The organism is Pseudoalteromonas sp. TB51, assembly GCF_000498055.1.
Lineage (GTDB): Bacteria > Pseudomonadota > Gammaproteobacteria > Enterobacterales > Alteromonadaceae > Pseudoalteromonas > Pseudoalteromonas atlantica.
Map to the genome: position 1 here is coordinate 1 of NZ_AUTO01000291.1, position 19,278 is coordinate 19,278.

The following is a 19,278-nucleotide window of genomic DNA, read 5'->3' on the forward strand; positions in this document are numbered from 1 at the left end:
TATCCTCTCTATTGTGCGCGGTATGGATGGTGGCGTTAAACTCCTAAGTAATATAAATATGGGCATAGCCTTTGTGTTTTTAGCGCTGGTATTTATTTTAAACTTTACCACGGTACTTGATTCTGCCTACACAGCCGTAATAGGTTATGTTAAAAATATCATTCCTCTAAGCTACAGCACAGGCCGAGAAGATACGCAGTGGCTACATGGCTGGACTGTGTTTTATTGGGCGTGGTGGGTTGCATACGCACCTTGCTTTGGTATGTTTGTAGCGCGTATTTCAAAAGGGCGCACCATACGCGAGTTTTTAGTGTATGTATTACTCATTCCTACTCTTGTAACTACTGCTTGGATGTCGGTTTTTGGTGGTGTTGCGATTGATCAAATTATAAATGAAGTTGGGGTACTTGGCGCAAACCAAGGTATTACAGATGTAACGCTTAGCTTGTTTTATATGCTAGATGCTTATGCGTTTGGTACGCTGCTTTCGCTTTTAGCTGTGGCGTTAATAATTATCTTTTTTGTTACTACCCTCGACTCCGGCTCTATTGTAATAGATAGCCTTACATCAGGCGGAAAACTAGAAGTACCTATAAAGCAAAAGCTAGTATGGGCCGTTATTGCCAGTATTATTGCTATGTTAATGCTGTGGATTGGTGGCACCGATTCAATCCAAGCATTGCAATACATTACTATTATTGCCGCCCTGCCCTTTACTATTATTTTAATTTTAGGCTGTATTAGCCTAGTTAAAGGGCTACTTACAGAAACCGAGCAACCTACGCCCATTCCTGCAAAATAAACCCGCTTAGCCCACTTCACTTAATGAGTTTATTGGGCAAGAGCTAACGGTTTTTAAGCATAAAAAAAGTCCGTGTAAGCGGACTTTTTATTATTTAGATAACAAAACTATGTTTGCTATCTAAAAGGCATTAACCATTAGTAAAGACGGGTGTTATTCCCACTCAATAGTGGCCGGTGGTTTACCAGAAATATCGTAAACAACACGTGAGATACCGTCAATTTCGTTGATGATACGGTTAGAAACCACACCTAAAAACTCATAAGGTAAATGTGACCAACGCGCCGTCATAAAGTCGATAGTTTCTACACAACGTAGTGATACAACCCAATCGTATTTACGTGCATCGCCCATAACCCCTACCGACTTAACAGGTAAGAATACAGTAAACGCTTGGCTTACTTTATGATAAAGCTCAGCTTTGTGTAGCTCTTCAATAAAGATAGCATCAGCACGACGTAGTAAATCACAGTACTCTTTTTTAATTTCGCCAAGTACACGTACACCTAAACCTGGCCCTGGGAACGGGTGGCGATAAAGCATGTCGTACGGTAAACCAAGCTCTAAACCAATTTTACGTACTTCATCTTTAAATAATTCACGTAATGGCTCAACTAAGCCCATTTTCATGTCATCAGGTAAGCCGCCCACGTTGTGGTGAGATTTAATTACGTGTGCTTTACCTGTCGCTGAAGCGGCTGATTCTATTACGTCTGGGTAAATAGTCCCTTGACCTAACCACTTCGCATTTTTAAGCTTTTTAGCTTGCTCATCAAATACATTAATAAACGTATGGCCAATGGCTTTACGTTTTTCTTCTGGATCTGATTTGCCTGCAAGGTCAGCTAAAAACTGCTCCTCAGCGTCTACTTTAACAATGTTTAAGCCAAATTTATTGCCAAACATGTCCATAACTTGCTGACCTTCGTTTAAGCGAAGTAAGCCATTATCAACAAATACACATGTTAGGTTTTCGCCAATTGCACGGTGGATCAGCATTGCTACAACAGATGAATCAACACCTCCTGATAAGCCTAAAATAACTTCGTCATCGCCAACGGTTTCTTTAATGCGCTCAATAGCATCATCAATAATTTTGGCAGGTGTCCATAGCTTTTCACATCCACAAATATCAATTGCAAAACGCTCTAATAAACGTTGCCCTTGATGAGTGTGCGTTACTTCTGGGTGAAATTGTACGCCGTAAAAACGTTTTTCTTCGTTAGACATAGCAGCGTGCGGACACGTTGGTGTTTTAGCTGTGGTGCTAAAGCTTGCCGGCACTTCCATTACTTTGTCGCCGTGGCTCATCCACACGTCTAAAACGCCGTTGCCGCCATCGGTAATATGATCTTCAATTGCATCGAATAATGCACAGTTACCCACTTTTTCTACTTGTGCATAACCAAACTCTTTTTTATCTGAGCTGTGTACACTGCCGCCAAGTTGAGCTGCCATGGTTTGCATGCCGTAACAAATACCCAGCACTGGCACGCCAGCGTTAAACACGTATTCAGGTGCACGCGGGCTGTTCTCTAGTGTAGTTGACTCAGGGCCACCAGATAAAATAATACCTTGTGGATTAAATTCGCGAATTTGCTCTTCGGTCACATCCCATGCCCACAGCTCACAGTAAACGCCAATTTCGCGGATACGACGCGCGATTAATTGAGTGTATTGCGAACCAAAATCTAAAATTAGAATTCGTGAATCGTGAATATCTTTGCTCATGAAGGATCTCGTAAAGTAGATGCTAGATTCCACTAATTTGCTTAGTGGCTATAAAAGAGGGCTGGTAATTCCAGCCCCGTAATTTAAACGTGTTGTTTAACCTAAGCGGTAGTTAGGCGCTTCTTTGGTAATTTGCACATCGTGAACGTGCGACTCACCCATACCTGCAGATGTAACACGTACAAACTGCGGTTTAGTATTTAGCTCTTCAATGGTGGCACAACCCGTTAATCCCATTGCGCTACGAAGGCCACCCACTTGCTGATGAATAATCGTTGCAATTGGACCTTTATAAGCGACGCGACCTTCAATACCTTCAGGTACTAATTTGTCAGCTTGGTTAGATTTTTGGAAGTAACGATCCGACGAACCTTCTTTTTGATCCATCGCACCTAATGAGCCCATACCACGGTAAGATTTGTAGTAACGGCCTTGGTAAAGTTCAACTTCGCCTGGCGCTTCTTCTGTACCAGCAAGCATTGAGCCCACCATTACACACGATGCACCCGCAACCAATGCTTTAACAATATCGCCAGAAAAACGAATACCGCCATCAGCAATAACTGGAATGTCACGCCCTTGTAAGCCATCTACTGCATCAGAAATAGCCGTAATTTGTGGCACACCACAACCTGTAACAATACGCGTAGTACAAATTGAACCTGGGCCAATACCTACTTTAACCGCATCCACACCTGCATCAGCAAGGGCAATTGCGCCTTCGGCTGTAGCAACGTTACCGGCAATAATTTGTAAATCTGGGTAAGTTTCACGAGTTTGAGAAACACGGTCAATAACACCTTGTGAGTGGCCGTGTGAAGTATCGATAAGTAAAACATCAACACCCGCCTCTACTAATGCAGCAATTCGCTCATCAGTACCTGCGCCAACACCAACTGCAGCACCTACACGTAAACGACCTAGCTCGTCTTTACATGCATGTGGTTTGTCTTGCGCTTTTTGGTAATCTTTTACGGTGATCATGCCTTTTAGTTTAAACGCATCATCAACCACTAAGATTTTTTCAATGCGGTGTTCGTGCATTAAACCTAAAATTTCTTCGCGCGATGCGCCTTCTTGAACCGTTACCAGTTTGTCTTTTTTAGTCATAACGCTAGAAACAGGCTGTTCAAGCTTCGTTTCAAAACGCATGTCACGACCAGTAACAATACCTAGTAGGTTATTTTCGCTATCAGTAACCGGGAAACCCGAGAACCCTTTTTCTTGCGAAAGAAGCGTCGCATCTGCAATGGTTAAATCGGCAGACACAGTAACAGGGAATGACACAATACCTGCTTCATAGGTTTTAACTTTACGTACGTTTCTCGCTTGTTCTTCAATGGTCATGTTTTTATGGATAAAACCAAGACCACCTTCCTGCGCGAGGGCAATAGCTAAACGAGCTTCTGTAACAGTATCCATAGATGCTGAAATAAGCGGCAAGTTAAGTTTGATACCACGCGTTAAGCGAGTTGAAATATTTGCCGTGTGTGGCAAAACAGTAGAATGACCAGGTACTAAAAGTACGTCATCAAAGGTAAGAGCTTCTTTAGCGATTCTAAGCATTTTGGCAACTTCTCACATGTGGATCTAAGATAAGGAATTGCGGCCAAATTTTAACAGCGTTGTGGGCATTCGTAAATAATATTTCGCAAATATTTATGATAAACTTGCCTCATAATAGTTTTAGGTTGTTTTTTATGTTTTCGAAGCCTTCGCAAACGGTTTACACCGTATCGCGCCTTAACAGAGAGATTCGTACAGTTCTTGAGCAGGGCTTTGCATCGCTAATTTTAACAGGCGAAATTTCTAACTTTATTACCCCTGCTTCTGGGCACTGGTACTTTTCGTTAAAAGATGAAAAAGCACAAATTAAAGCGGCTATGTGGCGCGGCAATAACCGCTCTCAAAGTTACCGCCCCGAAAACGGCGCACAAGTAACAGTAAGAGCCCGTGTTTCACTTTACGAACCGCGCGGTGATTATCAGCTTATTGTTGAGCATATGGAACCTGCCGGTGAAGGCCAGCTTAAGCAAGAGTTTGATGCATTAAAAATGCGCTTAGCCGCAGAGGGCTTGTTTAGTTCGGCCTATAAAAAACCACTGCCACAAAATATAAACCGTGTAGGTGTAATAACCTCAGCAACGGGCGCTGCTATAAAAGATATATTAACCGTACTTAAACGCCGCGCACCGCAATTAGAAGTCATTATTTACCCAGCCATGGTGCAAGGCAAAGACGCCCATGTGCACTTAATTAACCAAATACAGTTAGCCAATGCACGCAATGAGGTCGACGTACTTATTGTAGGGCGAGGCGGTGGCTCATTAGAAGATTTATGGTGCTTTAACCATGAGCAGCTTGCGCGTGCTATTTATCAAAGTGAATTACCCATAGTCAGTGCGGTAGGCCACGAAATAGACACAACCATCAGTGACTACGTTGCCGATGTACGCGCAGCAACGCCTTCAGCAGCCGCTGAGCTTGTCAGCCCTAACACGCAAGAGCTACATAGTAAGGTTATTGAGCTCATTAACCGGTTAAATAATGCCTTTAAACACGATATGGCCGATAAGCGCGCACTAGCAACACAGTTACAGCATCGGCTTAACTTGTGTCATCCGCGCAATCAACTTAATCAAAAAGCGCAGCGATTAGATGAGCTAACTATTGCCTTACAACAAGGCATGCGCAATCGCCTTTACCAACAAGAGCGCGCGCTTAATAATTTAACCCCGCGTTTAATGCGTCAATCGCCTGATAAAAAGTTATCACAAGCCAGCCATCAGCTTATGCAGATACAAACTCGGCTTGAACAAGCAATGCAGCACAAGTTGCAACACGCGCAAAATAGCTTAGCGCTGCAAGCGAGTAGGCTTGACTCGGTAAGCCCACTTAATGTTTTAGCGCGCGGTTACAGCATAACCAAAACCCAACAAGGCAAAGTGGTTAAATCGGTAGATCACATTAAAACGGGTGACGTGCTAATTACAGAGCTGGCCGATGGCGCTATAAAATCAACGGTGTTGTAAAGCTCTTTCAGTTAAAGCTCTGTGGCCATTAGTAAGGTTAGTTCGGTGTCGCTTGACGTTGAGGTTGTTCTTTTAAATTGCAACCAAAACTCTTGCTTCATTAACTTATCGTTTAGCTCTCGCCATTGGGTATGATCAAACGAGTCGTTATCAGTAGGTGCAGCAAGTTCAAATTTACATACGGTGGTTTTACACGCTGCACTAACAATCTCTGGGATAGAGCTTAGATCAGAGGTAAGTAAAAAATCTTGTAAAGCTATTTCTGTTTGATAAGCCCACTCTTCATTACGTATTTGCTCATCAAATTGCGCTTGCAAAACGGCTTGTGCATCAGAGGGGTCACGCAGCTGCTGCGCCGCGTTTTTCATCAAAGCTTTTTGTGCTGCTAATTGCTGTTTAAGCTGCGATACTTGCTCTTCTAAAGGAAGCTCATCTAGCGGTTGTGGTTCTGGTGTAGGGGGATTATCTTTTTGCTCTATACGAGCGCTTTGTTCAGGGGCAGCGGGTACAACACGCTTTGCTGTTGCTTCACTGCTTTTAACTGGCTGAACAAAAGGTGCCTGCTGCTTTGTATCAGCATGTTGTAACTTTGCGGGGTTTGCGTCACTTGAAGATAAATTAAAGTAGCTCCACGTTAAACCTACACCCGCAATAAATCCTATCCCTAGTGTTAAAAAGCTATTTTTGTTCATTTTAATTCCTTTTAAAATTATTTTTATTTATACAAGCTGCTATTACAGCATGGCGCTGGTGTGTGATTCGTTTTCAGGCTCTGGTGTGGTTAAAAAGTTTTGGTTCATACTTTGCGCCGGACACGGACAATCCGGCCTGCCAATAATTTTAGCTGGTACGCCTACAGCGGTGGTATGTGGCGGTACCGCAGTTAAAACAACTGAACCTGCGCCAATACGTGCGCCCTCGCCTACTTCAATATTACCAAGCACTTTGGCGCCTGCACCAATAAGCACACCGGCTCTAATTTTAGGATGACGGTCGCCCTGCTCGTTACCCGTACCACCAAGCGTGACCGATTGCAGTATTGATACGTTATCTTCAATTACTGCAGTTTCACCAATAACAATACCGGTGGCGTGGTCAAACATTATCCCTTTACCAACCTGACACGCAGGGTGAATATCAACCCCAAACACTTCTGAGGTTCGGCTTTGAATAAAACGAGCAAGCTCTTTACGGTTTTGCTGCCACAAGCAGTTAGCTAAACGATGCGCTTGAATAGCATGAAACCCTTTTAAGTTTAAAATAACCGTAAGGTAGGTTTCGGCTGCTGGGTCTCTGTCTTTAACGGCTTTAATATCTTCGGCCACATAAGTAAGCATACGGTCGCACTTTACAAACGCTTGGTCGAACAACTCACGTATTGTAAAAGCCGATACAACAGCATCTGCCAACTTATTAGCAACAATAAAGCTTAACGCCGAACCTAAACACTCATGGTTTAAAATGCATGAATACACATGACTTGCTAAAAGTGGTTCGCGAGTTACAACTTCATTCGCTTCACTGCGAAGCTGTTGCCAAATTTCATGACGCATAATACTACACTGCCTTAAATTGATATAAAAAGAGCCTTTTCCTAAGTTTAACGGATTTAAAGCCTAAGGTGTTAACGCCTTAGTTATTTGTTCTGGTTATTAGGTATAACTAAGAGTAAAAAAATTATATGAGTGCTAAATCACTCACACACAAAGCATCTTTTCCTTTATCTTTTGCTTTATAAAGTAAATCGTCTGCTTCTTTGATTAAATACGCACAGGTAAAGTCACTACAGGGTGTAATAGTAGTGAGGCCTACACTCACTGTAAGGGTTCTGCTTGGTAATGAATGTTTATTTTCAATGTTTAACTGTTTTAATTTTTCTAAAATATCGTTCAATACTAACAAGGCCTGATCTGAGTTTGTATTTCCATACACTAAAACAAATTCTTCACCACCAAAACGGGCACATAAATCACCTGGGCGTTTAGTAAATTCATTGAGTACTTTAGCCACCCTTTTTAAGCATGTATCGCCTTGTTGGTGGCCGTAAGTATCATTGAGTAATTTAAAATCATCTATATCAATAATAGCCAACGAAAGCGGCATACCTAAACGCTGACAACGATTCCACTCTTGATCTAAAAAGGTATCAAAAAAGCCTCGGTTAGCAATATCCGTTAAGCCATCAATAGCGGCAAGTTTTTGTACTTGCTCTTCAGCCAGTTTACGCTCGGTAATATTTTGATGGCTAATAGCGTAATACGCTTTATCTGTATGGCTAAACGTCACTACTCGCATCATAAACCAACGTTTTTCATCTTCACTATGGCATGGATATTCTAAATAGAAGTCGTCATTAGCCCCCGAAATAACTGATTTAATGCCGTTAAATGCCTTTAAACCAAAGCTATCTCCTTTTTTAGCAGCTTTTTCACACTCTGCTAAGTAATTTTGCTGCTCCCACATATCACAGCAGGCACAGTCGTTTTGCTCACCAAAGTTTTGCCAGCTTCTGTTTATATAGACTATGTCGCCGTTAGAATTAATAACCACTACTTGGTCGGGCGTGGTATCTAGTACCAACTTAAAAAACGCTTTATCGTCAATCACGAGCTTTCCATTTTAGCTTTGTTGTTAATCAGTATAATCAATAACAATTTTTTAACACAATATTGTTACTTTACTTCACGCTAGCTGCATAATTTATTAATGTGAAGTAATACTCCGTATGACAGCTAAGTAGTCTATAAAAAATATAAAAAATTTACTTTTGCATTAAAAATCAGATACTAAAGCAGCATGACAGGGTTACTGTCATATGCCAAACTAGCTACTGGCATACTACTGACGGCGTAAAAAATAAAAAAAAACGCTAAATTAGCATCATCAACTCAACAAGGATAACGATGATGAAAAACGATATATTGAATACAAAAAAGCTTGGTTATAAATTTTACTTTCAAGATGGCGACAATCAAATAGCCTGTTTTGGAAGCTACTTTACGGGTAAAGAAGAAGTCTTTGTAAACGATGACCTATTCAGTAAAAAACGAAATATCTACTGTGCAAGCACACACTCTTTTGCTTTTGAGGGCTCACAGTACCAAGTAAAATTTGACATGCTTAATATACTTACGGGGCGTCTGGAGTGCACACTTTATAAAAATAGCAGTGTGATAGCCAAACAAGTTCAAAGTAGTCTTTCAGACGATCCTAAAAAGGCAGCATTTTTTCTTGCTGGCTGTACATTAGGTGGGGCGGTGTTTGGCTATACAACGGCAACTATTGTTGAACTATTTGTAGGGAAGCTTTAACGTGCAATTAAATCCTACAACAGTTAAATCGCTTAGAAATAAGTTAGATTGGACGCAGCAACAGCTCGCAGATCCCTGCGATGTAAGTTTGCGGACCATTCAACGGGTAGAAAAAGAAGGCGCCGCTTCTAAAGAAACCACTATGGCGCTTTGCGCGGTACTTGAAGTACGCCAAGGCGAGCTCATTAAACTTGATGAGCCTATAAATAATGACGTTAAAAGTACGCCAACTAAAAGCTTTTTAGCGGGAGTGGTTATTAGCTCCTTAATAAGCTTTGCTCTAGGCGCAGGCTCAGTGCTTTTAGCGACTAACTAATATTACGCTTTAATAGCACTAATTAAATAAAAATGCCCCAGGCTATAAGCACTGGGGCATTTTTTATATGTTAGAAAAAGAGATTAATTACTGAAACACTTTTTCAACAGCCATTACTTCAATGTTGTTAGCTGGAATAGCTAATTTATAATCGGCAATGACTTTATCCTCAGCAACAAGCGCTGCTGGTTTTTCTGTGTTGTAAACCATTGGCGATGTTTGCTCTGACACTAAACGTTTTTTCATGTCTTCGCCGTCACCGGTAATAAACACGTACTGTACGTTATCTGTTTGCAGATTATCTTTAATCACGCGATTAACATCAGCAAGCGTTAGCTTTTCAAGTTTACTTGTCACGTATTTTACAAACGACTCTGTGTTATAAAATTCACTATCAAGTGCATAACCTAATTGGCGGTTTTGACTTGCGACAAGCTGCGGTACGTAGTTAATTAAAAAGTTACGTGTTGCTTCAAAGTCTTTTTCGGTTAAGCCATTTTTAATAAGCTTATCCAGCTCAAACAACGCGGTACGTGTTGCAAAGTGTGCATCGTTATTAGAGCGCAGCGGGCGTAACCAAATTTGGAATATTTGCTCAGAGCGTCCTAAGTTTGCATCAGGCTTAGTTTGAAACATGCCACGTGGGAAGTACTCAATGTAAGCGTAATCGCCGTAGTTCATACCACGTGTTTGACGAATTCGCTCATACAGGTATGAGTTAGAACTACGGTGCTCACCAAAGTACGAACGCACCAGCCAAAGGGCGGTCCAATCTTCACTACTACGAATAGTATCAATTGGGAAACCAAACGATACCGCAGTAGATTGCGCCGACTTTTCTACAATCGTGGCATGGTGACCTTTAAGCTCTGGCGCATCAGGAATACTTAAACGGCTTTGCTCGCCTTTAGGTAAGGTTGCTAAGTCGCTCATGATTTCTGCTTTAAGCGCTTTTGGCACAGCGCCAATTAAACCCAGTGTTAGTTTAGATTGGGTAAGCTCTGTGTTGTAAAAGGCTTTTACATCATCAAGCGTTAATGCTTCTAAATCCGAAATATCCCCGTAATTGTAGCTTTCGTATGGGTGACCTTTGTAAAGTGCGCTGTAAAGCACTTCTTTACCTAGCTCTTCATCATTAGAGGCTTTTAAGCCCGATTTAATACCGTCGATCATTTCTTTTTTAAGGCGCTTAAAGTCATCGTCTCTAAAGCCTGGGTTAAGTAACTGATCGCTTACAAGCGCATACCATGTGGCAGCGTTATCTTTATGAATACGCCCTTGGAATGACAGCATTTCTTTATCTATTTGATAACCAAAGCTGCCAGCAAGCGGATAAAGCGCTTTTTGTATGTCTTTGTAACTCGTACTTTGCGAGCCGCCTTGAGCAAGCATAGCGGCTGTGAGCGCAGCAACCCCTTTTTTACCTTGCGGGTCTGCAGCAGCCCCTGTATTGAATAAAAAGTTTACATCAATCAGCGGCGAGCTATTCGTTTTATCAAGCACTTTAAATACTGGTGCCTCTGGCGCTTTATCACGCTTAGCGACTAATGCGTTTAAGCTTGTTTCTTGTTCAAACCCTGGCGCTTTATCAAGTGCCGACATAGTTACGGTAGTACGCGCGTCATCTACAAAAAATTTATTAGCCACGGTTTTAATGTCTTGTGCTGTGATGTTGTCGGCCGATTTATAAAGCTGGTTGATAACCTCTGGGTCGCGCTCAAAATGCATATAACTTGCAAGGGTTGTTGCAATCGCTTGCGATGAATCTAAGCCGTTAATAAAGCTGTATTTAAGGTTAGACTTTAAATCACTTAGTTTTTGCTCATCAACAAGTTCGGTGCGTGCTTTTGCATAAGTGCGGTTAATTGCATCGCGTGCTTTTGCTAAATCATCTTCGTTTTCTACTTTTACAAACACATGCAGTAAGCCAGGATCTTTTGTCTCTGGATTGTAGGTAAACATTTGACTCGCTATTTGTTTATCAACAACTAGCTCTTGGTATAAATCGGAGTTATTAGAAAAATAAAGCTGTGAGATTAAATCAAGTGCGGCTCTGTCCTTTTTAGCAGGCTCCCATGCAGCGCCTTTGTAAGATACAAGCAACCAATGACCAGGCAAACCTTCGTTTTTCTCATGTATATATTTAGGTGCTTGCTGCTTTGGCTCAGCTTTAATATCGGCAACGTAATCGCCTTTTTCCCAGCCACCCCAATGTTTTTTAACCATAGCCATTGTGGCTTGTGGGTCAACATCGCCCACAATCACTAGCGATACATATTCAGGCTTATAAAACTTATCAAAAAATTCTTTACCGTAAGCCATTTGATCTGGCATGGCTTCTATATCTTCAAAAAAGCCCATGGTGGTATGTTTATAAGTGTGCGTATCAAACGCTTCTTCGCGTACTGCGCTCAATAACTTACGAATTGGGCTGGCGTTATTTTTTAAATATTCCCCTTTAACCGTTAGCGCTTCGGTTCTAAATTGCTCTTCGGTGTAGGTTAAGTTTTGAAAAATATCGGCTTCAATTTCAAGTACTTTATCAAGGTGCTGCTTTGAAAAGTTTAAATGGTAGTTTGTGTAATCGTTAGTGGTGTAAGCACGGTTATCGACCCCTGCATTTTTAAATATGGCAGTGTATTCGTCTTGCGGAAATTTTTTAGAGCCTTTAAACATCATGTGCTCAAAAAAGTGAGCAAAACCGGTTTTACCTGCTTTTACTTCATTACGCGAGCCAACCGAGACCGGAATTTGCAGCGAGACTACATCAGGGTAATCGGTTTTAACAACCATTACGCGTAAGCCGTTATCAAGCTCTTCGATTAAGTACTCTTGCGAAAATACACGTTCGTCAGCTTTTGTTGTTTGCTGTTGTTGTGCCGCTTGGGTGTTTTCGCTTTGCTGTGTTGCGCAGCCTGTTAGTGCCAGCGATACCGCTAAGCTTGTTGCTAGTAATTTAAATTTCATTGTTGTCCCTTTTTAAATTGAGCAAATTTGTTATTAGGTTTAATACTAACTCGTTTAGATTATGCCCCAAAGCCACTAAATATAAGAGCCCATCGGCTATTTATAATGTAAACAACTGTGTCAATTCCCTATTTAAAAAACATTTATGTATGAAAAAAGCTCAAGTTGATTGAAAAACTTTCACTAAATAAATCTATCTAGACGTCTAAATGGCTGCTATATTAAATTACATACATTGGACTAAGCTGGAATGAGGATTATGGCTTTATCACTACAAGAAAAAATAGAAGACACCAATCAAGGTGTTTATCTTATTGGTACTACTCCACCTAAAATTGGTACTGATAAAGCGCAACTAAAAATCATTGCAGAAAAACTACTTGCTCGCTTACACGAAATTGAATACGACGGCGTGATAATTTACGACATTCAAGATGAAAGTAGCCGTACAGATAAAGCACGCCCATTTCCGTTTAAACAAACTGTAGACCCACGTGAATACAGCCACTTACTACGTAATTTATCTGCTCCAGATGTCATTACTTACAAAAGTGTGGCACAACGTGGTGTAGAGGAGTTTAAAGGCTGGTTGGATGAAACTAAAAACGACTACGATTTAAAAAATGTCGTTTTAGTGGGTAGCCCCTCATCAGTAGGTGATATAAAACTAAGCTTGCCCGATGCCTATAAAACGCTTGCAGAGCAAAGTGATGACTTCTTTTTAGGGGGCGTTACCATTGCTGAGCGACATTCAAGTAAGCGAAATGAGCACGAGCGCCTTATAGAAAAAACAGCACAAGGTTGTCAGTTTTTTATATCGCAAGCGGTTTACGACGCGCAAGCAACTATAGAGCTAATCACAAGTTACGCGCGTACCTGTAAAGCACAAGGTATTACACCAAAACGGATTATTTTAACGTTTACTCCATGCGGTGGCGATAAAACCTTAGAGTTTATGCAATGGTTGGGTATCTCAGTGCCAGAGGCCACTAAATGGCGAATGCTTGATGCAGACAATACCTTAAGTGAATCTGTACGTATTTGCCGAGAAAATCTCGACCTAATACTCAAAAGTTGTGCGCACCTAGATGTGCCACTGGGCTTAAATATTGAAAGCTTAACAAACCGTAAAGAAGAAATTGACGCATCAATAAACTTATACCGTTTATTAAAAGCCACTATGGAATTAAACCTAGCCGAAAAACAAATCGCTTAACGCCTAATTCACACCCTTTATAGCAAGCCTAATGGCTTGCTTTTTTGTTTCTATGTTTAAGTGTATTACTTTTATTATTATGCTTTTTTAGCCAATTTGTACGCTTGTTTATTTTTATACATTTGGTGATCGGCCAAATTTAATAACGTATCAAAAGGTTGCTTTTGTTTATTAGTAAAACTTTCGCCTATGCTAAGTGTCAGCGCGCACACGTTGTTTTCTAATAGTGCGTTTTTATACTCAATTTTTATTTTATCAATAATATGGCTAAGCTTACTTCTATCACTAATTTGCATCACAGCTACAAATTCATCGCCGCCTAAACGCCCTACTATATCAGCCTCTCTTAAATGTGTTTTTAAGGTATTTGCTAAGAGGATTAACGCTTGATCGCCTATTTCATGGCCATAAGTGTCGTTTAGTTTTTTAAAGTCGTTTATATCAATAAACAAGCAACACACATCAAAACCTAAACGCAGCGCTAAATTAAGTTTGTGTTGGGCAAGTAAGCTAAGTGCACGGCGATTATAAATATTGGTAAGCGGGTCAAGCATGGCTATTTCGCGCATTTGCTCAAAGCTATAAATAAGCGCTAAATCGTCTTCAATTAAATCACGAAGCTGCTCTATTAGCTCAAAATATTCATCGGTGTAGCTGGTTTTTTTTGAATCTTTTAAACACAAGGTGCCAAATACTTCACCTTCAGGCCAGTGAATTGGCAAGCCAAGGTAGGATTCAACGCCATCTTCAATAACCTCGGGCATGGTATTCCACTGCGTATCGCTGCGGGTATCGCTAACATACAAAGTGTTGTTGTTTTCGGCTACATATTTACAAAATAAGGGAGTTTCGGGAGGGAGTATAGGGTTGGTTTCAAAGTGTGAGCCACCTTCATTAGCTCTAATAACTACACGATAACCTTTACTAGTAGCTTGCACTATATAACCAGAGGGGGCCGAAAAAAGCCCCGTAATAAGATCAATGGTCTTTTGCCATTTATGTAATGATATTTGGCCATCGACACCAGAAAACGCCCATTGATCTGTTTCAAACATAACTATACCTCAGCTATTTAGTGGCCTTAGTATAGCCAAATAAATATGTTTAAAGCTACTTTCTGCGGCGTTTACTTGGTGCTCTTTGCCCGGTAATGCGCTTTTTATCGCGATCTTTACGCGCTTTGTTGGTGTTTTTACGGTTATCTTTAGGGGGCTTGTTTAAATCAGGCTCGTAACCTTCTAGCCATTGTGGTGCTAAGCGGGTATCCAGTAGCACTTCAATTTCTTCCAGTAACCACTGCTCGTCAATACTTACCAGCGACATGGCAAGGCCTTGCTCGCCAGCGCGTCCCGTACGGCCAATTCGGTGTACGTAATCTTCTGCTATGTAAGGTAGCTCAAAGTTTATTACGTATTTAAGCGCTGGAATATCTAAACCGCGGGCAGCTACATCGGTAGCAACTAAAACCCGCGTTGTGCCTTCTTTAAAGTTTTGTAATGCACGGTCGCGTGCACCTTGAGATTTATCGCCATGGATAGACTCAGTTTTTAAGCCGTCTTTACACATTTCTTTGGCAAGTTTATCGGCCATTTGTTTTGTGCGTGTAAATATAAGTACTTGGCGCCAATTTTTCATGCCAATCATGTGTGATACAAGCTCACGCTTTCGCTCTTCATCAACTGCGTAAATAACTTGCTCTACTTCAACCGCGGCTGAGTTACGTTTATCAACCTCAATTAGCTCAGGGTTTTTAAGTAGCTTTTTACTCAGCTCAAACACGCTGTCATCGAATGTGGCTGAGAACAATAAGGTTTGGCGATCGCCTGGAATGTGGCGCAAAATACGTTTTATTTCATCAATAAAGCCCATATCCAGCATGCGGTCGGCTTCATCAAATACTAACGAATCAACACTTGAAAGCACCACACTGCCTTTAACGATATGATCAAGTAAACGCCCAGGCGTTGCGACTATCACTTGCGCCGTTTTAAGCGCTTTAATTTGCGGGCCAATACTTGCACCGCCATACGCTAAAGCGCCTTGAATATTTGTGCCTTGAGCGTATTTTTCAAAGCTTGCAAACACTTGCTGAGCAAGCTCACGCGTGGGCGTTAAAATAACCACTCGAGCTATGCCTGGCTCATCTTTTTTTGGTGTATTTAAAAGCTTATGTAGTAGTGGTAATACAAAGGCGGCTGTTTTACCGGTGCCTGTTTGCGCGCTGCCCATTACATCGCTGCCCGCTAATATGTGCGGAATAGTTTTAACCTGAATTGCAGTAGGCGTGGTGTAATTATTTTGCTCAATTGCGGTTAGTAATAACGAATCGAGTTTAAGAGATGAGAACGATGTGGCAGACATAAGCTTAGCTTTAAAATAACAAAGAGCGCTATTGTACGCATATTACGGTACTGCGTAAATTAACCAGCTCATAAAAGTATTCAGCCTAGCTGCATTCGCTAATTAATAAAAAAGGCGCTAAATAACAATGCATTTAGCGCCTTTTTTATACCAATCCGCTTAATTAAGTGATCTATTTTGAGGACAGATAAACGTGTTGATAGCTAAGCAAAAAATTCGCTATTTAGTTGTTCTAAATGAGAATTTTTAACACAGATAGCAACACTTTTAGTCCCTAAAAATGATTAAGTATTATTGCGAATTGGTATTATAATTTAATGACGTTAAACCGGTTTTAAGGTGGCTTTGCGCTCATTATAAAACGCGATTAAGTCATCAACCGTTGCTTGGCAGTATTCACGAATACCCGACACCACCATGTGCTTTTCACCAAAACCCACTTTTTCGCCGTTTTCTAGTAAATTAAAGCGCAAGGTAATTTTGCCGCGCTTACCCGTGTACTCAAAACTTGGCTCAGCAAACTCAAGCGTTGGCGTTTGAATATTAATGTTATCAAGGTTAATGATCATCGACTCGTAAATAACCATAGGGCGCGCTGGGTTAATCATTACATCTTGCTTACCCATTAGCGGAATAATTACGTGCGGAAATGCAGCACCAGAAAACTCAACATAGTTTTTTATTAAGCTGTTTGTAAGTGTTGGGCATTTGCTGGTTTTACCTTCGCGTTTTACCTTTAAAATTACTTTGTCGCCGTTGGTTACATCAAACTCGTCATCCCCTTCTGGGAAATTAAGTTTGGTGTTTTCGTCAACCATACCGGCAAAGGTAAATTCCATTCGCTCACTTATACCGTAGCGGTCTAACACTAAAGAAAAAAGTAAGTCTCCTGGCGCGCAAAACTTTTTGGCATCTTTGTCATGAAGTGGGTTGTAATCATCTGCAACGCACTTTGCGAAACGACACCCTTGCTCACGAGAGATAGAAACATAATCAGCATGCTGCTGAAAGTAAGGACTTAACATAGATTGTTCACTGCTTAAACTGCTTATAACCTGCCCATACTACCAGAAAAAATTTAAAGAGAGGTCGAATCACTTACAAATTCATACAATTAACTTAAGAGTAAATGTTGCACACACCTGTTTTAGTTAGTAATTTAGGTACTAAACTAAATAAGGGACTAATTATTATGTTACGTGTTTTTGCAGTAATAAGCGTACTCACTACTTTGGCTGGATGTTCTAGCGTAACTTTTCATACCGATATAGATAACGATGTTTTATCTGAGGAAATTGGTACGTACGTTAAAAAACGAGATTTACAACAGTTTTATAGCGACCAAGAAGCACACGAAAGTGGCGCCACACTTTTAGGGCGAATTGAAGGCGAAAGCTGCAATGGCGACGGTAGAGGCGACAATAATATAAGCTACAATCGCTTAAAATCAAATGCTATAGATTTACTTAAAGCAGATGCAATGCGCAGAGGCGGTAATGCCTTTACTATAAATTCTTGTAGCGAAATCTCTGTATCGTATTGTGACCTGTCTGTTTTATGCAGCGGACAGGCCTACGACTATTAATAAATTATATATTAAGCGCAAAGCTAAGTAGTACGCGCTTTCCCGACTCAATTTTAGATACGCTATGCTCGTATTTGTCGGGTCTAAATAAATACACGCGGTTAAACCAATTAATAATGCATTTTGAGCATTTAAAAACCCCACCAGCTTTAGGTTTTACTAGTACAAAATTAAGTTTGTAGTAGCGCCCTTGCTGTACTGGATCTATATGGTTCATCACACTGTGATGTGTAGGGTAAGTAACTAGGTTTATTGAAAAGGCATTACTGCTAAATAAAGCTTTATTTTTTACAGGTGCAATCATACTGCCTCCTTTTAATTTACATGCAGCATTGTAGCATTTGCTAAAGCGCCACGGCTTGCGCTAAACAATATCAAAACGCGATGACATATAGCCAAACGGCCTGAAACAAAAAAGCCGAGCTTAATTAATAAGCTCGGCTTTTTATAAAGTACGACTAAAGATTATGCACTTGGGTATGTGCGGTACGCACGCTCAATATTTTTAGCCTGCTTTTTAGAAATGCCTAAATGAGCAAGCGCTACACGTAAACGCGCACGTGATAAGTCTGAGCCTAAAATTACCATTGCATCAAGTACTGACGTTGAAGACGTTTTGCCCGTGATTGCTACAAATATTGGCTCTAAAAAGTCTTTAATTTTAAGCTCGTGGAATGTAGCAACTTCTTTTGCAATGGCAAAAATAGCTGGCTTATCAAAACTACGTAAACCTTCAAGCTGCCATACAAAAAACTGTAGCGCTTGGCGTATTACGTTTTCGTCAGCTTTGCCCGCCGTTAACAGTGCTGGGTCGTAAGTTGGAATACCGCCTACAAAATGCCCTGCTAAATCAACCATGTCCGAAAGTGTATTAATACGCATTTTAGCTTCTGGTAATACTTTAGCTAGCATTTCGCCATTAAACTTCCAATCAACAAAGCGCTGCACAAGCTCTTCGTCTGTTAGGTTTTCGCGGATCCACATGCCGTTTAACCAGCTTAGCTTATCAACATCAAATACTGGGCCACCAAGTGATACACGCTTCATATCGAAGTGTTCAATCATCTCGTTAAGAGTGAATTTTTCACGCTCATCTGGCATTGACCAACCCATACGGCCTAAGTAGTTAAGCACGGCCTCTGGTAGGTAACCCATTTCTTTATAGTAATTAATAGAAGTTGGGTTTTTACGCTTAGAAAGCTTTGATTTATCTGGATTACGCAGTAGTGGTAAATGCCCTAGCACAGGTGCTTCCCAACCTAAATCTTCGTAAAGTTTTAATAGTTTAGGTGCTGAGTTAATCCACTCTTCGCCACGGAAAATATGGCTTATTTGCATGTGGTGGTCATCCACTACGTTTGCTAAAAAGTACGTAGGGAATCCATCGGCTTTTAATAGCACTTGCATGTCTACGTTTTCCCACGGGATCTCAATTTCGTCGCGTAGGTAGTCGTTAAATTTAAAAGTGCCTTCGCTTGGTATTTTCATACGTATAACGTAAGGCTTGCCTGCGGCTAGGTTTGCTTTAATTTCATCTTCGGTGAGGTTTAAGCCACGGCCGTCGTATTTAGGGCGCAGACCTTCTGCCATTTGCTCTTCACGCATTTGGTCAAGCTCTTCGCTGGTTGCAAAACAGTAAAATGCTTTACCTTGCTCAACTAATTGGTATGCGTATTTTTTGTATAAATCGCTACGCTCTGATTGACGGTAAGGGCCAAATTCACCACCTACGTCAGGGCCATGATCCCACTCAAGACCTAACCAACGTAAGCTATCCATAATCGCTTGTTCTGACTCTGGCGTGCTACGAACTTGGTCTGTATCTTCAATACGCAGCACAAACTCGCCACCTTGTTGTTTAGCAAAACAGTAGTTAAATAAAGCAATATAAGCGGTGCCAAGATGCGGGTCACCTGTTGGAGATGGGGCAACACGAGTACGGATTGTCATGATAATG

At 41.0% G+C, this 19,278-nt stretch carries 17 protein-coding genes; 6 read left to right on the top strand and 11 right to left on the bottom strand.

From position 1 onward, the window contains the following. On the top strand, positions 1–802 hold an 802-nt coding region (locus L650_RS0117270), incomplete at its 5' end, for a BCCT family transporter (protein ID WP_029773886.1). Positions 803–955: 153 nt separating this feature from the next. Here the strand turns inward: L650_RS0117270 and guaA are convergent. Next, positions 956–2,533 carry a glutamine-hydrolyzing GMP synthase gene (guaA, locus tag L650_RS0117275; RefSeq protein ID WP_024033152.1) on the bottom strand — a complete coding sequence of 526 codons (1,578 nt, stop codon included), beginning with the start codon at positions 2,531–2,533 and terminating at the stop codon, positions 956–958. 96 nt (positions 2,534–2,629) lie between these two features. Continuing rightward, positions 2,630–4,099, bottom strand: a complete 1,470-nt coding sequence (gene guaB / locus L650_RS0117280) for an IMP dehydrogenase (protein ID WP_004586134.1) — start codon at positions 4,097–4,099, stop codon at positions 2,630–2,632. A gap of 134 nt (positions 4,100–4,233) precedes the next feature. Here guaB and xseA point away from each other — a divergent pair, with 134 nt between their 5' ends. Continuing rightward, positions 4,234–5,565, top strand: a complete 1,332-nt coding sequence (gene xseA / locus L650_RS0117285) for an exodeoxyribonuclease VII large subunit (protein WP_029773887.1) — start codon at positions 4,234–4,236, stop codon at positions 5,563–5,565. A gap of 11 nt (positions 5,566–5,576) precedes the next feature. Here the strand turns inward: xseA and L650_RS0117290 are convergent, their stop codons facing one another. The 3 genes from L650_RS0117290 to L650_RS0117300 all read right to left on the bottom strand — a co-directional run bounded on the left by L650_RS0117290 (position 5,577) and on the right by L650_RS0117300 (position 8,172). Next, positions 5,577–6,257, bottom strand: a complete 681-nt coding sequence (locus L650_RS0117290; RefSeq protein ID WP_029773888.1) for a hypothetical protein — start codon at positions 6,255–6,257, stop codon at positions 5,577–5,579. Positions 6,258–6,299: 42 nt separating this feature from the next. Further along, positions 6,300–7,118, bottom strand: a complete 819-nt coding sequence (cysE, locus tag L650_RS0117295) for a serine O-acetyltransferase (RefSeq protein WP_004586131.1) — start codon at positions 7,116–7,118, stop codon at positions 6,300–6,302. 124 nt (positions 7,119–7,242) lie between these two features. Continuing rightward, positions 7,243–8,172, bottom strand: a complete 930-nt coding sequence (locus L650_RS0117300; protein WP_029773889.1) for a diguanylate cyclase — start codon at positions 8,170–8,172, stop codon at positions 7,243–7,245. Between the two features lie 296 nt (positions 8,173–8,468). On the opposite strand from L650_RS0117300, the gene L650_RS0117305 reads away from it, so the two are divergent. Both L650_RS0117305 and L650_RS0117310 read left to right on the top strand, forming a co-directional pair. Then, positions 8,469–8,876, top strand: a complete 408-nt coding sequence (locus tag L650_RS0117305; RefSeq protein WP_054982749.1) for a hypothetical protein — start codon at positions 8,469–8,471, stop codon at positions 8,874–8,876. A gap of 1 nt (position 8,877) precedes the next feature. Beyond that, positions 8,878–9,192, top strand: coding sequence for a helix-turn-helix transcriptional regulator (locus tag L650_RS0117310; protein ID WP_029773891.1), 315 nt, complete (start codon positions 8,878–8,880; stop codon positions 9,190–9,192). An 87-nt stretch (positions 9,193–9,279) separates the two neighbouring features. On the opposite strand, the gene L650_RS0117315 is transcribed toward L650_RS0117310, so the two are convergent. After that, complete coding sequence (locus L650_RS0117315) at positions 9,280–12,159, bottom strand: M16 family metallopeptidase (protein WP_029773892.1); 2,880 nt, start codon at positions 12,157–12,159, stop codon at positions 9,280–9,282. Between the two features lie 259 nt (positions 12,160–12,418). Here L650_RS0117315 and L650_RS0117320 point away from each other — a divergent pair, with 259 nt between their 5' ends. Continuing rightward, positions 12,419–13,375: a methylenetetrahydrofolate reductase gene (locus tag L650_RS0117320; protein WP_029773893.1), complete on the top strand. Its 957-nt coding sequence runs from the start codon at positions 12,419–12,421 to the stop codon at positions 13,373–13,375. Between the two features lie 77 nt (positions 13,376–13,452). On the opposite strand, the gene L650_RS0117325 is transcribed toward L650_RS0117320, so the two are convergent. From L650_RS0117325 to L650_RS0117335, 3 genes are all read right to left on the bottom strand, one after another. Further along, positions 13,453–14,430 carry a sensor domain-containing diguanylate cyclase gene (locus L650_RS0117325; protein ID WP_029773894.1) on the bottom strand — a complete coding sequence of 326 codons (978 nt, stop codon included), beginning with the start codon at positions 14,428–14,430 and terminating at the stop codon, positions 13,453–13,455. A 55-nt stretch (positions 14,431–14,485) separates the two neighbouring features. Next, on the bottom strand, positions 14,486–15,736 hold the full coding sequence (locus L650_RS0117330; RefSeq protein WP_004586123.1) for a DEAD/DEAH box helicase: 1,251 nt from the start codon (positions 15,734–15,736) through the stop codon (positions 14,486–14,488). A gap of 323 nt (positions 15,737–16,059) precedes the next feature. Continuing rightward, complete coding sequence (locus L650_RS0117335; RefSeq protein WP_029773895.1) at positions 16,060–16,761, bottom strand: DUF3581 domain-containing protein; 702 nt, start codon at positions 16,759–16,761, stop codon at positions 16,060–16,062. A 167-nt stretch (positions 16,762–16,928) separates the two neighbouring features. Between L650_RS0117335 and L650_RS0117340 the strand changes: the two genes are divergently transcribed. Then, positions 16,929–17,321, top strand: coding sequence for a hypothetical protein (locus L650_RS0117340; RefSeq protein ID WP_029773896.1), 393 nt, complete (start codon positions 16,929–16,931; stop codon positions 17,319–17,321). A gap of 4 nt (positions 17,322–17,325) precedes the next feature. On the opposite strand, the gene L650_RS0117345 is transcribed toward L650_RS0117340, so the two are convergent. Both L650_RS0117345 and gltX read right to left on the bottom strand, forming a co-directional pair. After that, the gene (locus tag L650_RS0117345; RefSeq protein ID WP_024033163.1) at positions 17,326–17,625 is read right to left on the bottom strand and encodes a hypothetical protein; all 300 of its coding nucleotides are present in this window, start codon (positions 17,623–17,625) and stop codon (positions 17,326–17,328) included. 161 nt (positions 17,626–17,786) lie between these two features. Then, complete coding sequence (gene gltX / locus L650_RS0117350; protein WP_029773897.1) at positions 17,787–19,271, bottom strand: glutamate--tRNA ligase; 1,485 nt, start codon at positions 19,269–19,271, stop codon at positions 17,787–17,789. Positions 19,272–19,278: the final 7 nt, after the last annotated feature.

What these genes read in the sequence shown, in the direction of transcription:
- guaA (WP_024033152.1), bottom strand. Translation starts at nt 2,533, where the DNA reads ATGAGCAAAGATATTCACGATTCACGAATTCTAATTTTAGATTTTGGT.
- guaB (WP_004586134.1), bottom strand. Translation starts at nt 4,099, where the DNA reads ATGCTTAGAATCGCTAAAGAAGCTCTTACCTTTGATGACGTACTTTTA.
- xseA (WP_029773887.1), top strand. Translation starts at nt 4,234, where the DNA reads ATGTTTTCGAAGCCTTCGCAAACGGTTTACACCGTATCGCGCCTTAAC.
- L650_RS0117290 (WP_029773888.1), bottom strand. Translation starts at nt 6,257, where the DNA reads ATGAACAAAAATAGCTTTTTAACACTAGGGATAGGATTTATTGCGGGT.
- cysE (WP_004586131.1), bottom strand. Translation starts at nt 7,118, where the DNA reads ATGCGTCATGAAATTTGGCAACAGCTTCGCAGTGAAGCGAATGAAGTT.
- L650_RS0117305 (WP_054982749.1), top strand. Translation starts at nt 8,469, where the DNA reads ATGATGAAAAACGATATATTGAATACAAAAAAGCTTGGTTATAAATTT.
- L650_RS0117315 (WP_029773892.1), bottom strand. Translation starts at nt 12,159, where the DNA reads ATGAAATTTAAATTACTAGCAACAAGCTTAGCGGTATCGCTGGCACTA.
- L650_RS0117320 (WP_029773893.1), top strand. Translation starts at nt 12,419, where the DNA reads ATGGCTTTATCACTACAAGAAAAAATAGAAGACACCAATCAAGGTGTT.
- L650_RS0117325 (WP_029773894.1), bottom strand. Translation starts at nt 14,430, where the DNA reads ATGTTTGAAACAGATCAATGGGCGTTTTCTGGTGTCGATGGCCAAATA.
- L650_RS0117330 (WP_004586123.1), bottom strand. Translation starts at nt 15,736, where the DNA reads ATGTCTGCCACATCGTTCTCATCTCTTAAACTCGATTCGTTATTACTA.
- L650_RS0117335 (WP_029773895.1), bottom strand. Translation starts at nt 16,761, where the DNA reads ATGTTAAGTCCTTACTTTCAGCAGCATGCTGATTATGTTTCTATCTCT.
- L650_RS0117340 (WP_029773896.1), top strand. Translation starts at nt 16,929, where the DNA reads ATGTTACGTGTTTTTGCAGTAATAAGCGTACTCACTACTTTGGCTGGA.
- L650_RS0117345 (WP_024033163.1), bottom strand. Translation starts at nt 17,625, where the DNA reads ATGATTGCACCTGTAAAAAATAAAGCTTTATTTAGCAGTAATGCCTTT.
- gltX (WP_029773897.1), bottom strand. Translation starts at nt 19,271, where the DNA reads ATGACAATCCGTACTCGTGTTGCCCCATCTCCAACAGGTGACCCGCAT.